Source organism: Paenibacillus sp. MABNR03, assembly GCF_050455445.1.
Taxonomy (GTDB): Bacteria; Bacillota; Bacilli; order Paenibacillales; family Paenibacillaceae; genus Paenibacillus; species Paenibacillus xylanilyticus.
This window is the reverse complement of record NZ_JBCIYR010000006.1, coordinates 170,378-185,821: the sequence shown is the minus strand read 5'-3', so window position 1 is coordinate 185,821 and position 15,444 is coordinate 170,378. Positions and strand designations below refer to the sequence as shown.

Below are 15,444 nucleotides of genomic sequence, written 5' to 3'. Positions count from 1 at the left end.
AGCGAATGAATCCTGTCTACCCTTTTTACGGTGAAAAGACGGTCTGCAAAGAGCAAAAACTGGCATTCCCACCCCAGCATCAGGACCAGCAGCCAGGTCTGGAAACGCTCATGGTGCCTGAACCCATCAGTGAGGACCCCGCCTATATCGGCAGCTGCAAACTGGACGGCAAAGTGGCCATCATCACTGGCGGGGACAGCGGAATCGGCAGAGCAGCAGCTATTGCTTATGCCAAGGAAGGTGCCGATGTTGTCATTGCTTATCTATATGAACGGACAGACGCCGAGTGGACTCGTAATCGCATTGTAGAGCTGGGACAGCGCTGTCTGCTCATCGAGATTGATCTTCGGCTGAAGAAAAACTGTGATGCTGTCATCCGTACGACGATGGAGACCTTCGGGAAAATTGATATTCTGGTCAATAATCACGCAGTGCAGTATGTGCAGCCAAGTATTGTCGACATTACGGAGGAACAGCTCTACCATACGTTTCAGACGAATGTATTTTCCTATTTTTTTCTGATCCAGTCTGCTCTCCCGCATATGTGCAAAGGGGCTTCCATCATCAACACCGCTTCCATTACAGCCTATAAAGGCAATGTGCAGCTGATCGACTACTCCTCCACCAAAGGGGCTGTTGTCTCGCTGACTCGTGTACTCGCCAAATCGCTCGCATCTCAGGGAATCCGGGTCAATTGCGTAGCTCCCGGACCCATCTGGACGCCGCTCATTCCCTCCAGCTTCTCTGCCGAAGATGTACAGGTATTCGGAACAGAAACGCCGATGGGGCGTGCAGGCCAGCCGTATGAACTGGCTGCCGCCTATGTCTATCTCGCCTCGCGCGACTCCTCTTATGTAACCGGTGAATGCATTCATGTAAACGGCGGCGATATGGTGACCACCTAACAGAACGCGTGGTGATTAAGCAATCGGGCACCAAAATAATGTGTCCATCCCGCTTGTTCGCTTATGTCAGGTTGGATTTGGCAGGTTCAGCAGGAGATTGGCTGCCTCGTTCCGAATGAGGGTTAGGAGTATACGAACCGGTCAAACCGGAACCTGACATCTTGGGACAAGGAGCTGAGCCGTCTGATGAACTACGATCCACTCTATCAACCGTACCCTTCTTATCGCGTGCCTGTTTATGCCAAAAAGGGCGTCGTCGCCACTTCGCAGCCTCTCGCAGCACAAGCCGGTCTGGATGTGTTAAAAAAGGGCGGCAATGCCATTGATGCCGCCATTGCAACCGCTGCTGCACTCACCGTGCTGGAGCCAACGTCCAATGGCATAGGGGGCGATGCCTTTGCCCTCGTCTGGACCGGGGGCAAGCTGCACGGCCTGAATGCCAGCGGTCCTGCGCCTCAGGGCATATCCATTGAGGCGCTCAAGGCGGCAGGCCATTCGGAGATGCCGAAGCTTGGGGTCATCCCGGTGACGGTGCCTGGCGCACCGGCAGGTTGGGCTGAGCTGAGCCGCCGCTTCGGGCGGCTCACGCTGGCGGAAGCACTGGAACCGGCTGTCCGCTACGCGGAGGAAGGTTATCCGCTTGCGCCGGGGCTGGCCCGCCACTGGGCACGGGCAGCGGACATTTATGCACGCCAGGGCGATGCAGCTGCCGGGCGTGCGTGGTTTGAGACATTCGCTCCAGACGGGCGTGTCCCAGCCGCGGGCGAGATGTGGCGTTCGCCGGATCACGCGGCTACGCTGCGCCGAATCGGCGAGAGCAGCGCGCGCGACTTTTACGAAGGAGAGCTGGCAGAGCGCATTCATTCGTTTATGGCAGAGCATGGCGGCTACCTGACCAAAGACGATCTGGCAGCATTTCAGCCCGAATGGGTCGATCCGATCTCGGTCTCCTATCGCGGCTATGATGTCTGGGAGATTCCGCCGAACGGTCAGGGCCTCATTGCCCTGGCAGCGCTCAATCTGCTAAAGGGCTTTGATTTTGAAGAAAAGGAATCCGTAATCGCCTACCACAGACAGATGGAAGCAATGAAGCTCGCATTTGCCGACGGAGAGAAGTATATTACCGAGGAGCGAAAGATGGGCGTTACCGTAGAGGATCTCCTGTCCGAAGCGTATGCGGAAGAGCGGCGCAAGCTCATTGGTGATGCAGCACGTTCCCCTGAGGCAGGAGATCCGCGGGGAAGTGGAACCGTCTATCTGGCGACGGCAGACGGGGAAGGCAATATGGTTTCCTTCATTCAAAGTAATTATATGGGCTTCGGCTCCGGGCTGGTTGTCCCCGGAACAGGCATCGCTCTGCAGAATCGGGGTCATAATTTCTCGCTTGATCCGGACCAGGCGAACGCGCTGGAGCCAGGCAAACGGACATATCATACGATCATTCCGGGATTTCTTACGCGCGGAGATGAGGCAGTCGGGCCATTTGGGGTCATGGGTGGTTTCATGCAGCCGCAAGGCCATGTGCAGGTCGTCATGAATACGGTGGACTTTCACTTGAATCCCCAGGCAGCACTGGATTCTCCGCGTTGGCAATGGACAAAAAGCAAAACAATACTGGTGGAGACCGGCTTCCCGCAGCATATTGCACAAGCACTTGCCCGTAAAGGGCATGATATTCAGGTTGCTCTCGACCCATCCATGTTTGGGCGCGGCCAAATTATATGGCGTGACCCAGGCAGCGGAGTATTATGCGCAGGCACCGAAAGCCGGACAGACGGATCGGTGGCTGCATGGTGATCCAGTAAAACGGGGTTTGGGCAGTGTGCGGACAGAAGCAATCACATGCTGTTCATGTGCTTCGGCAGGCAGGAGTAACCGTTGATATATAGAGGATGGCGGAGCATCCAGAAATCGCTGCTGTCCTCACCTTATATTTTAATCATACAAAACAGGCAAAGAAGAGATCCTCACATGGATCATTTCTTTGCCTGTTTTGGTTAGGAGATCTGTATTGGATACGGCACACATTGCTCTGAATTCCACCAGCATTTGTAACAACAATGTATAATTCATGAAATCAATTAAGATTTTCGTAAATTTTCATCATTAACCATAATACCGACCCTTCTTCTGGCCGATATAAATATAGGGCAAAAGGCTCACCTCACACATCACTACTTATATAGAAATGAGGGTATTACACATGAAAACAAAAAGGGGCACTCAAGTTGTATTGACCGTGATTTTGGTTTTAATGGTTTTGATGCTGGGAGCATGTTCATCCACAGAAAACGAAACTCCAGCTGACCAGCGGACCAAAGTGGGCATTGTTCTTACCGAGGTCGGCCTTGGCGACCGTTCATTTAATGATGCTGCTTTTGAAGGACTGGTTCAGGCCAGAAATGAGAACACGATTTTGTTTGACTATAAGGAACCCGGGGACGACTTAACCGCCCAAACTGCATTTGAGCAATTCGCACAACAGGGTGTGGATTTGATTATCGGCCTTAGCGACACCCTTCTGCCTGACCTGGAGAAGGTCGCTCAGAAATATCCGGATCAGCAATTCCTTATTGTCGATGGTCACTCAGAGCTGCCCAACGTGACTTCCATGTCATTCCGCAGTGAAGAAGGCAGCTATCTTGCTGGTATGATTGCCGGCTTTGCGACCAAAGACGATCACGTAGGCTTTTTGGGTGGAATGGAGATTCCCCTTCTTCGCGATTTTCAGCAGGGCTTTGAACAGGGAGTTCATGCCGTTAATCCCGATGCAACTGTTCATGTCGTTTACGCTGGAGACTTTGGGAATTCAAAGCTCGGTGAGGAACTGGCCGCACAGATGATTCAGGAACAAGGTACGGATGTCATTTATGTTGCAGCAGGCCTCACTGGGGTAGGCTCACTTACAGAAATTCAGAAATTAGGAAAATACGCCATTGGCGTGGATACCGATCAGTTCTTTTTGGCGGAAAAAGCAATCCTCACGTCCATGCTGAAAAATGTCAATGTATCCATCTATAACGCCGTTAACACGTTCACTAAAAATAATCACTCTTTCCCGGAGAAAAACATGATTGAGGGACTGGCTGAAGATGCCGTAGGTCTGACCGCTCTACATAACATCACACTCAGTGAGGAACAGCAGCAAACCTTCGAAGACTTGAAAGCACAGATCATATCTAGCAAAACCAAAATTACGCTTGAACCATAATTCAACGGATCAGAGGAGATACGCTTATGAAATTGCAAGGCAAACTGATCATTAATGCGTTAATTTCATTACTTTTATGTCTCGTACTGGTAGCCTATATCATTTATCAGCTGTTGGGCATTAATGCCAAAAATCAAAACCTGGTACCTGCCATGCTTAAGGTCAGTGAACTTAAAGCCAATCAAATTCAGACCCAGCAGGCGCTGGATGTGTTCTCTTTCTCCATGACGGCAGGCAATCAGGATGCCGTACTCCGTTTATTGGACGAAGGAAAAACGATGATTCAGCAGCTTACCGAAGGCTTGCTGGAAACCGATAAACAGCTTCAGCTGATCGGGTCCATCCAAACGAAACTGACTGCCCTGGACCAGGGTGCCACTGAAGCAATGACGGCCCTGGACAGTTCGGAAGCCAAGCGATACAGCACACGTGTTCAAGGCATTCAGAATGATATTTACATGCTCGATGAAATAACCAAGGAACGATATGACCAGTACACGATCCATCTGGAGCAGGATATCCAGCAGACCTGGCAAATTGCGCTGGGCGGCGCTGCCTTCCTGCTCGTCGCAGCCATGCTGTTCAATATGTATACTTCACGGAAGTTAGCCAAACGTATCCGGGTGCTGAAGGAAGCTGCCGGACAGATCGCAGACGGTGACCTTACCCAGCAGCTGCCCGAAACCCGGGGCAAGGATGAACTGGATGAGCTGAACCGCTCCTTCCGTCTCATGACAAATAACATCCGTAACATCATTCAATCGATTGACCACGCCGGAAAACGGGTAGATGGAATGGCTCAGGACATCGATCGTGGCAATGACACCATGCAAGCCATTGTGCAGCAAGTCTCCCGGACGACAGAAGAGCTGTCGATTGGCAGCCAGAAAATTGCGGAGGACTTGAGTGAAACCGTTATGGTCGTGGACAAAATGCAGCAGACCTTCGAGAGTAACCTTCATGCCACCTCCCAATCAGCGATTCATGGCAATGAGGTTTTGAACACGGTTCAAGAAGGACACACAGCCATTCAAGAGCAGCTGCGTCTGGCTGAAGTGAATCGGACAGCCATGTCGGAGGTTGAACAAACGGTGCTGGAGCTGGAGGAAAGCGCGGCCCGCATTACAACCATGACCGGCTATGTGTCGGAGATCGCCAAGCAGACAACGCTACTGTCCCTGAACGCTTCCATTGAAGCGGCTCGAGCGGGAGAAGCCGGACGAGGTTTTGCCGTTGTGGCAGGAGAAGTCAACAAGCTCGCAGAACAGTCCGCACAATCCGTCCAGCACATCTATGCAGCCGTAGGTGAGATCACAAGCGCCATGGATAAGGTGAAAGGTTCTGTGGCACAGAGCATGCAGCTCTTCGCGGAACAAGAGCAGGCGACTGGGCAAACCCGGGACTCCTTCTCTGCCATTCGTGACAGCGTGGAACAAATTAGCACAGGCATCAACCAGCTTGCTGAAGACATGCAGCAATCAAGCCAGCTGAGTACCCAAGTACAGCAGGCCATCGAAAACATAAGTGCCATTACGGAACAGTCGGCAGCCAGCAGTGAAGAGATTACGGCTTCAACGGCTGAGCAGCAGCGTTCATTCGAAGAGGCCAGCAGCAAGGTTAAATCGCTGCGAGATATCAGTGAGGAAATGCATCAGGAGCTGCAGCGTTTCCGTCTATAACTGATGGGACGAACATTTCAGAGCATAAGAAACCTCCATTTCTCTTGTTATGAGAGAAACGGAGGTTTTTTGATAACGGAGCGTATTGACCGGGCTTATCCTTCATAGGATAAAATTCTCGACAGAACCCCGTTAGAGCGCGTCGATGATGTCTCCCGCCAGCAGGGACGCCGGATCTCCACGCCGCAGCGCAGCCTGCTCTGCCGCCTGGCCGTGCAGATATACACCAAACGCGGCGGCTTGCTCCGCGCTGAGTCCTTGGGCGAGCAGACCGGCGATGATGCCGGTCAAGACGTCTCCGGCACCGCCAGTCGCCATGCCGGCGTGCCCGGTGGTGTTGATGTACGCCTCGCCGGAAGGCGTTGCGATGACCGTTCGTGCTCCCTTGAGCACAAGGGTCACGCCCTGCTCGCGGGCGTATCGTGCAGCGTGTCCAATCCGGTCACGCTGCACTTCGGGGGTCGGCATGCCCAGCAGCCGGCCCATCTCTCCGGGGTGCGGCGTCAGGATGGTCGCCGCACTTCGCTGGCCCCAGTCGCGAGGCCCGGCTCTGCCAGCGTCTGCGAGCATGTTGAGGGCGTCCGCATCGATAACGAGCGGACGATCCGTCTGCTGCCACAGGCGGCGCAGCCAGCCGGTGTCGCCCTCGAAGCGGCCGAGGCCCGGTCCGGTCGCGATGACGTCGCGGCTCTCCGCGAGACGCAGTACGGCGTCCGCGGATGCCGCGTTCCACTCGCCGCTGTCCCCATCTGCAGCGACAGCGAGCATGAGCTCGGGCACGCTGCCGATGACATGCGGCAGCAGTGCCGCGGGCAGCGCCCATGTCGCGAGCCCGCAGCCGGCGCGCAGCGCGGCCTTAGCCGAGAGCAGGCCAGCGCCGCTCATCGGCAGACTGCCTGCAGCCAGCAGTACGTGGCCGTAGGTTCCCTTGTGGCCGTCCGGTGCCCGGAGGCGGTCTGTGTCCACGTGCAGGGAGCTGCGCAGCACTTCCTCAGTCAGCAGCCGGACGGAGGGACCATGCTCTGGCGCAAGCCGCGCAGGAATGCCGATGGAGCGCACCACGATGCGCCCCGCGGCTGACGCGCCCGGGTACTGCACAAGCCCGCGCTTCAACAGCGCAAGGCATACAGTCACCCGGGCCTGAATGCAGGGCTCGTATACCTCCCCGGTGTCGGCATTCAGCCCGCTTGGCACATCCGCGGACACGACCGGCTTGCCGCTGTCGTTCGCCGCTTCAATCAGCGCCGCGTACGCTCCCCGCGGCGCCCCCCGCGAGCCGGTGCCCAGCAGCGCATCCACGATGCCTGTGCACCGGCTGAAGTCCACGGCTTCACGCCCGTGGACCAGGGCAGGGATGCCGAGCTGCGCAGCGGCATCCCGCTGCACTGCGGCTTCGCCCCGCAGTGACTCGGGCCCCTCGGCGTAGACCAACGTCACGCCGAGCCCCGCCTCAAGCAAATGGCGGGCCGCAACCAGCCCGTCACCGCCATTATTGCCCTTCCCGATCAGCATGTACCAATGCTGATCTCCGGGGCGCGCCATCACCAGCGCCGGATCGGCGATGATGTCGCCCCCATAACCTTGCAGATCACCGGGCCCGGTGTGTGCCCGTTCAGCTTTTCCCGGCTCCCGATGTCCCTTCCGGTCAGCAGCCTTGCTGCCCATTCCCTCTTCCCGGCACAAGGCGATGACTTCCTCCGCTATGGCCCTGCCCGCGTTCTCCATCAGGCTCGCAGCAGGAATACCCAGCTTGTGGATGGTGTGCTCATCTACTGCCCTCATCTGTTCAGCGGTGACGATAAACAACGTCTATCCCTCCCCAGTGTTCGTTCCAGTTCAGCTTGTTGCATCACTCGATTCTTCTGGCTCGAGGTAAAATGTTCCCTTAATAGGCTACCGTAAAACGCGAACCAATAAATTGCGGATCATCCAGTTCGTCCACCAATGCTGCGGCAAAGTCACCCACCGAAATCGTGCTCTCTCCCAGATCATCTGTCACCAAACGGTTCATGCCGATACGGAAATGGCCTGTCCGCGGTCCAGAAGTGATCGTTGCAGCAGGACTCATATACGTCCAATGAATATCCGATTCCTCAATCAAACCATAGGCATCCAGATGGGCCTTAGCGAGTGTTCTGACTTCTTCCGGGAACCCCGGTGTATCCATCAGCATCTCACCGGAATCGGTTAGCAAACTGCCGGCTCCGCCAACGACAACCAGACGGCTCGCTTTGCCGCGGCGAACACCCTCAATAAGCGAACGTGTAACTTCCAGCAGTTCTTCCTCTTCCCCGAATTTCGGTCCATAGGCACTCACAACAGCTTCCTGACCCGCTGTAAAATCAGCCACTTGATCCGGATTCAGCAAATCTCCCTTTTCCACACGCAAACGTTCGTGAACCATTTCAACTTTGGACGGATCCCGCACAATCGCTGTCACTTCATGCCCACGGTCCATCAGCTCCCAAAGTATCGTCTTTCCAATTGCTCCGGTTGCTCCAAAAATCGCTACTTTCATATGCAATCCCTCTTTTCAGTAGATGTCATCCAGTCAATATACCGTTATTGTAATACTTAATCCCATTGTTATATACCTTAAACGGCTCACGCCATCTTAAACCGTATGTGACCACTTGTAAACCAATCGTGGTAAGCAGACACGAATCTTCCAAACTTATGTTTGGATTTGAACCCATTTCTAAATCATAACGTTGGTTACACAGCAAAAAGCCGCTATCGCGGCCATAAGGGTTGAATGACGTATTTATTCCAGCCCATTCTCCCCTTGTCTCCACCACATGCCTTCTGATTTCGGACCAGTATAAACGAAGCCAAATTGGGAGTATAAGCGATCTGCAGGAACATCAGCGAGCAGACTAACCAGACCACGAGCAGGCACATGTCTACGTAAATAATCCATAATCTCGCCCATGATTAATTTGCCATACCCCCTGCCCTGGTATTCGGGGTGTACAGCGATATCCACCACCTGAAAGAAGCAGCCGCCATCGCCAATGACCCGGCCCATTCCTACAAGCCCCTTCTCTTCCCGCAAACATACAGCAAACAGGCTGTTCGGCAGCCCAATCTCTGCCCCCTGTCTGCTCATCGGACTAAGGCCTGCAGTGTGCCGCAAGGCAAGATACTCCTCTGCTGCAGGTGGTGTGTGTTCAATATTTACATGCTCCATTGAATTGTGCCCCTTTCTGCTTGAATTCATCTACTTCCTGTGTAATAGTGAGAGAAAGCTTACGTGAAGCGTGTTTCAAAGATACGTCAAGTTCGCGCAAAGGAGGAACAAGTGTGTTTCCACGTTGGATGGAAGATCTAGCATCTCGCCCAGGCGCTGAAACTGTGCTGCTTGGAGTCTTGGCTTTGCTCCTGGTCATTTACATATGGTCTGCCACTGAAGTTCGTCGCAGCCATGAAAGGCGAATGCACAGGATACGAGATACATTATACATAAGCACAACCCTTTTGGGACAACTTACCATTCATGAAAATCGAAAATATGAATGGTCAGAAAACGAACATAATGATCTGTTAACTGCCATGTTGGCCTGCAAATCGGCAGCTTGCCTCTCCTCTCCGTTACAGGATCAGATCCGGGACTGCATCAAGGACCATGATCCTGCCAGACTCGCACTGATGCACAAAGCAATGGAACGAGAGTGTACAGCGTTATCAGATGAACTCGGCCAAAATACCCAAGCGGATCATTGGGGCAAAGCCATCTGGACGATCCTTCGGCCTGCAGCCGAACCGGCCGCACTGGCAGCTACATGGTTTCTGCTCGCTGATCTCATGTTCCGTCAGCGACTGTTGGACGTTTCCGTCGAATCATGGGAGAACACGCTGCCGTGGTTACGTGTGATTTCCCTGATGATCACCATAATGTATGGTTATCTGCTCTGGGCCAGCCCGCGCCGGGGTACACGAGGTACAGTAACCAGAATGCTCTCCTTGCTGATTGCACTTTGCTCGCTGCTCCATCTGATTGGACTTGAGGCTGCTCCCTATGCCTTGGGATTACAGCTCGTCCTGTTCATTTCGGGTTTCAGGCTTACCGGAACCCGCCCTCGAAGTGATCGCCCTTACGCAGGACATGCCGAGATCGAAACAACGAAGGAACTCTCTACGGAGATTGAAGTGAAGCCATTACGTAAATCTGGTGCCTATACTGGCGAATAACTTACGCATATCGCATGCAAAAAGTGCTGAACTACAACGTAGTTCAGCACTTTATTTTATTTTGCTACAACATGTGCAATGATACGATCCCTTTCGTAAGTGATTTGAACGTCATAACCATCCGCAGTTACTTGATCGAATTCACCTTGGATTGCATTAGCCGTAATCAATGTGATATCTTTGGAGCCTTTATAGTTGGACAAGTCCAGCTTGAGACTTCCTCCATCGAGATACAGCTTTTTGCCAACATGAATTTGACTGTGATCATCGTCCATAACCAGTTCCAACGTTCCACTGTCCATGGTAAAATTTCTATTTAATTTTAATGCGCCATCTGCATTAACGACAACCGTTCCATTTTCCACATAAAGATCACCCTGACCAAAGGCAGCTGCAGACTCAGCCACCAGTGTTCCTGCTTGCAGCAAAGTTCCGCCTGTGTAACTGTTGTTCCCTGTCATTGTAAGTGTTCCTGTTCCCTTTTTCGTCAGCATTCCACTGCCGGAGATGTCGTTTCTCCACCAATCCTCTGCATTAAAGCGCCCTTTGGAAGCATCCATATCCACGGTTACGTTGTCCAGGAATGCACCGTAGCCATCCGCTGCCGTCACTAAATCCAGTCTGCCCCAACCTTTTGATTCGTCCAGTACCGGATAACCGGAGTCAATGGATGTGGTATACAATACTTCTCTGCGCTGCTCATCGGTCAAATAAGGCTGACGTGTTTTTAATAGAGCCTCTGCACCTTGCGGTACCACGGGAGCTAAACCTTTGATTCCTGTTTGCGGCAGACCATACGTGAGCTTTTCTCTGTAGAAGGCTTTATTCGCGTCATGATCTTCCCATTTCTTTTCATCATAAGCACTTTTGAACGTATAATCCTCTGTTACCGTGTGTGCATATTCGTACAAACTCATATTTTCTTCCTGTGCTAGTGCTCCAAATACCTCTCCAGCATTTTCATATGCCTTTTCCATCAATTCCTGGTTCTCTTCCTTATTGAATGCATAGGCAGTCATGGCTGTAGCCTGTATTCTTGCACCGATCACATCAAGCGGCGAGTGCATCCCCGTTACAATTCGATTTTCACCCATTTGGGCTGCTCTCGTTAAGAATTCAGAGAATCGTTCTGGTGTAGCGTAGGCAAAAGGAAGTACGGACAAGTACGAAGCACTTGTATGTCCGCTTGGATATGCTCCATCCTTTCCTCGTCCATCCTCCGCTATTCTTCTTACATAACTTAATGCTGGAATAATTTCAACGTTACTTTCGTATTGTTGGAAATGCTTTTCTCCTGTTGTTTTGGTTCCTCCTGAAGCCAAAGGCTCTTCTGTCACTTCACCTTTACCTAAAGTTTCCCACACGGCCAAACCATTCTCATCGACTACCTCTTTCACCTCTCCGTTTGAATTCATTCTCCATGGTCTTGGAGACGAGTAGAAGTATTTTGAGGGATTGGAGGAGGAAGGGATTTTGAATCGAACCAAATCCACCAGAGCTACCATGTCTGCAAGCTCTGTCTTCGCCCAATCACTTCCAATTCCCTGGCTTTGGTCTTCCGCCGTTTCTTCCGTCAATACAACATCCATCTCATTGATATCTCTTTCGACACTTGTCGTTGGCTTGACGATATCTACATAAGTGTTAGCCAGCGGCCCGAAAGCTTCCATCATACTGTAGATCTTATCTCTTTGATCATCATAATAGGCGGCTAACGCTTCTTCATCCGTGCGATTTTGCGTAACATCTTCTACATATTTGATATTAGCCACCCAAGTCGCCTTATTACGGATTTCTTCGTTCGCGAATGTTTTCTGGTCTGCGACGGCTGTTTTTGGATCATTTTTAAAGCCATCATAATAAGGGGTCGGTCCATCTCCATACTTGGCAGCCTCTCCCTTTGCTCCCGGCTTCGCTGCTGCTGTCCCATCTCTCCAATCCGATTGGTTCATGGACCAAACTTGTTCAAAACCGTCCAAAATATCAATAAACGGATTCGTTGCCGCGATATTTTTCAACGTGCCGTCTTCCGCATTGGCTCCATCCTTGACTGCAGATAAACGTGCCTCTTCGGCAGGGGCTTCAACATTCAGCACGCTTGTTGTTCCCTTTGGCTTAGATGGTTTAGCATCCGTATTGGCGTCCATTTCCAGAGCATTCACAAGTGCACTTACGGCTTCTGCACGAGTGATCGATTGAAGAGGTTTGAAGCTTCCATCTGCATATCCAGCTATAATTTCTGCCGCTGCAGCTCCACCTACAGCTCCTTTGCTCCATTCCGCAATAGAAGAAGAATCACTGAAGGCATTCGCAGCTTCCTCATTCAGTTCCAGGTTGAGAATTTCAACTATAATCTTTGCCGCTTCTTGACGTGTGATCGGATTTTGAGGCTTCATCGTTTGATCCGCATAGCCATCCATATATCCAGCCGCATTAGCTGCGGAAACAGTCTGGTAATACCATGCATTCTCAGAAACATCGTTAAAGTTAATTGTAGCTTGTCCTGTATATCCAAAAGCACCATTCACCAAATTCATAAATTCTGCTCTCGTAATGAAGTTGTTCGGTTTGAAGGAACGATCCAAATAACCTTGAATCAGTCCTTTATCACCCCAAGCCTGAATGTTTGCTTCTGCCCAGTGTCCCTTAATATCAGAGAACTGAATATTCGAATTGGCTGCATAACTCTGATCGGCAAACGTCGGGCTCACCATAGACAACATTAGAAGTAATGCGAGTGATTTTTTTAGTGGTTTTCTCATAGCCTGCAAGACACGCTCCCATATCGTTAATTATTTTTTCGATTGCACCAGCTTTTCGACTGCACCAGCAACTGATGAGATAGTCTCCATCCAGATGTCTGATCTGCCGTTACTGTAGCATTCGGGGGAGTCCGGTATCTATAGAACAAATTCCGTTTTATATCAAAATCGTACGATTCGAAGCTCTTATTCCAAGAAAAATAGAGTGAATATCACATTCGTCATCTAGACTGTAGTTGTTTGTAAATTTTCATTAACTGAAGGTAAATTTTCAGGACTGATTTTGTTAAATTTCGATCAATATGATTTCTCGTTCTTGGCCTATTATATAATGATGAAGTTGTCCAGAAACTTATTGTGAAGGAGGAAAAGGGATGCGCCAATACTTCCAGTCCGTGAGATTTAGGATGGTTCTTTCCTATCTTGCCATCGTCCTCGTGATCGCGCTTCTTTTCGGTTCAATCCTGTATCTCTTCTTCTCCAATCAATACAGCAAAGAGATTAGAAACGCCAAGCAGCTTTCGCTCAAAAATACCGTCAATTACATAGAAAGTTCCGTCATCCAGAAGGTGAATCAGGTCTATCTGTCCCTGGCATTGGGCAGCTCTGTCAATATTGATCTGGATCGATTACAAGGAAACCATGGCAAAATTCTGGACATTGAGCAGTTACTCAAAAAACAGGTCCAAAATTATTCCGACCTGATCCAAGCCATTCATTTGTACGATACGGAGAATCATTTCATGATCTCATCTGTATACGGACTCCTGCTCTATGAGAGTTCATCCTCCAGTGAGGCTAATATGGCCGATTGGATTGTTGCGATGAAAGAGACCGAAGGGAATTCTTTATGGATGCAGACTCGCATGGTTCCTCAGGATGTTTATATCCAATCACCTGAACCAAACAACATGAACTCTCTAATCTCCTATGTCCACAGTTACCCATTTCAATCTTCAGGACAAGACAGTAAGGTCATGATTGCCATTGATATCAAAGAATCTGCGATAAGTCAGATCATTAAAAATATGCTTCCTGCTGACTATGAAAGTACATTTATCATCGATCGGGATGGAATCGTTATTTCTGCAGCGGATAAATCCTTGCTGGGCAGCTCGAATACAGAGAATCTGGTTCAGTCGCTGCTTTCTGATCATTCTTCGGACGGGAGCTTTTCGCCTATAATTGACCATGGCTCTTATGTCATCTCCCAAGATCAATTTAAAGGCACTGGATGGAGGATTTACACGACTACACCCAATAAAAACTTCTATTATAAACTGGACAGCTTGAAGGAGGTCTCGGTCATTCTTTGCTTACTCGCTGTTGCGGTCGGGATTGCCATGTCGTCCATCTTTACAGCTGCCAACTATAGCCCTTTGAAGCGACTCCTGAACAATATTAAGAGCCGGATGGATAGCCCAACCAGCTTAAAGCAGGACGAATACCGGTTTATCGATACAGCGATCAACAGTCTGTCCAGTAAAGTCGATAGTCTTGAGGAAACCCTGCAGGCCAATCACAGAATGATTAAGCACAGTATCATGCTGAATATGTTACATAACCGATTCACACCGGAGGAGCTTGCTGAGCAGCTGCAATCGGTTCAAATTTCAATGGCATACTCCCGCTTCCGCTGTATCGTCATTGACCCCGTGAGTGAAAAGTGGAAAAAACTTCAGCCGCGACAGCTGCAGCATACGTTGTACACGATCATCCAGCAGCTGGAGATAACAAATATCGATGAAACTAGGCTGCTGGCAGAGGAATTGCAGGATCATAAAATAGCGGTGATCATCTGTACCAATCAACCTGGGGAACCTCTCACCGATCACATTGTGGGATCTATTCACGCTGAGGCGAAAAGCCAATTCGATCTTGAATTTGCATTATCATTAGGCGGTTGGGTAGACCATTTCACGAAGATTCATACAAGCTACCATGAGGCCAACATCCTAATTAAATACAGCTATTTCTTTCCGGCTCTGTCTGCCATACAGGATCTTGATCTTCTGAACCGGGAAACCAGCACCTTGGAAATACCAGACTCGTACCTTGCAAACGTTGAAAAGAAATTGCAGTCCCGTGATGTGGATGGTACGATCCTGGCCATTCAGGACGTGGTATCAACCATCAAGGAAGGCATGTATTCAGCCGAGTACAGTCACATTATTTTGTTAAAAATGATTTCCATCTACGCTGACTGCATCAGTCAGGTGCGTTGGCAGCCCGCTGAGGCCAGCTCAATGAATTTGTACAAGCAGTATTCATCGCTCTACAATATCGACCGGTATTCGGAATGGCTGATTCATCTCGTAACCGAGTTTGTTACGCATATGGAGAAGCGAAGCGAGGTAAGGAGCGTTGACACGATCTCGGCCGTTAAAACCTATATCCGCGAGCATCTTTCGGGTGACCTCACCCTGGATCATGTGTCTGAACAAGTGTTTATCAGCCCCAAATATCTCAGTAAGATTTTCAAGGAAGAAACCGGTATCACCTATTCCGAATATGTTACGAATCAGAGAATGGAACGTGCACGGGAACTCATTGCACAACGAGAATTTACCATCGAACAGGTCGCGAGTACAGTCGGTTACCGTACGCCCGCTTATTTCATCAAGAAGTTCAAAGAAATTCACGGCTGCACGCCGAAAAACTTCATGCGCAGCCTGATGCATTGATGCGCCGATAAG

Annotated in this window: 10 protein-coding genes; 6 read left to right on the top strand and 4 right to left on the bottom strand. The window is 50.6% G+C overall.

Features of this window, described 5'->3' with window-relative positions:
- Positions 1-5 precede the first annotated feature (5 nt).
- The 4 genes from AAIH57_RS25055 (at position 6) to AAIH57_RS25040 (ending at position 5,795) form a co-directional block, all read left to right on the top strand.
- Positions 6-905: a glucose 1-dehydrogenase gene (locus AAIH57_RS25055; RefSeq protein WP_430023425.1), complete on the top strand. Its 900-nt coding sequence runs from the start codon at positions 6-8 to the stop codon at positions 903-905.
- Positions 906-1,091: 186 nt separating this feature from the next.
- Positions 1,092-2,702 (top strand): gamma-glutamyltransferase family protein, encoded by a 1,611-nt coding sequence (locus AAIH57_RS25050; protein ID WP_430023423.1) that lies wholly within the window; start codon positions 1,092-1,094, stop codon positions 2,700-2,702.
- A 406-nt stretch (positions 2,703-3,108) separates the two neighbouring features.
- Positions 3,109-4,116 (top strand): BMP family lipoprotein, encoded by a 1,008-nt coding sequence (locus tag AAIH57_RS25045; protein ID WP_430023421.1) that lies wholly within the window; start codon positions 3,109-3,111, stop codon positions 4,114-4,116.
- 26 nt (positions 4,117-4,142) lie between these two features.
- Entirely contained in the window at positions 4,143-5,795 is a 1,653-nt protein-coding gene (locus tag AAIH57_RS25040) for a methyl-accepting chemotaxis protein (RefSeq protein WP_175395780.1), read from the top strand.
- Between the two features lie 132 nt (positions 5,796-5,927).
- Here the strand turns inward: AAIH57_RS25040 and AAIH57_RS25035 are convergent, their stop codons facing one another.
- The 3 genes from AAIH57_RS25035 to AAIH57_RS25025 form a co-directional block, all read right to left on the bottom strand.
- Positions 5,928-7,601 (bottom strand): NAD(P)H-hydrate dehydratase, encoded by a 1,674-nt coding sequence (locus AAIH57_RS25035; protein ID WP_430023419.1) that lies wholly within the window; start codon positions 7,599-7,601, stop codon positions 5,928-5,930.
- A gap of 79 nt (positions 7,602-7,680) precedes the next feature.
- The gene (locus tag AAIH57_RS25030) at positions 7,681-8,313 is read right to left on the bottom strand and encodes an NAD(P)-dependent oxidoreductase (RefSeq protein WP_175395782.1); all 633 of its coding nucleotides are present in this window, start codon (positions 8,311-8,313) and stop codon (positions 7,681-7,683) included.
- A gap of 246 nt (positions 8,314-8,559) precedes the next feature.
- Positions 8,560-8,985, bottom strand: coding sequence for a GNAT family N-acetyltransferase (locus AAIH57_RS25025; protein ID WP_430023417.1), 426 nt, complete (start codon positions 8,983-8,985; stop codon positions 8,560-8,562).
- A gap of 113 nt (positions 8,986-9,098) precedes the next feature.
- Between AAIH57_RS25025 and AAIH57_RS25020 the strand changes: the two genes are divergently transcribed.
- Positions 9,099-9,986 (top strand): hypothetical protein, encoded by an 888-nt coding sequence (locus AAIH57_RS25020; protein WP_430023415.1) that lies wholly within the window; start codon positions 9,099-9,101, stop codon positions 9,984-9,986.
- A 56-nt stretch (positions 9,987-10,042) separates the two neighbouring features.
- On the opposite strand, the gene AAIH57_RS25015 is transcribed toward AAIH57_RS25020, so the two are convergent.
- Positions 10,043-12,748: an S-layer homology domain-containing protein gene (locus AAIH57_RS25015; protein WP_430023413.1), complete on the bottom strand. Its 2,706-nt coding sequence runs from the start codon at positions 12,746-12,748 to the stop codon at positions 10,043-10,045.
- Between the two features lie 374 nt (positions 12,749-13,122).
- On the opposite strand from AAIH57_RS25015, the gene AAIH57_RS25010 reads away from it, so the two are divergent.
- Positions 13,123-15,432, top strand: coding sequence for a helix-turn-helix domain-containing protein (locus tag AAIH57_RS25010; RefSeq protein WP_430023412.1), 2,310 nt, complete (start codon positions 13,123-13,125; stop codon positions 15,430-15,432).
- Positions 15,433-15,444: the final 12 nt, after the last annotated feature.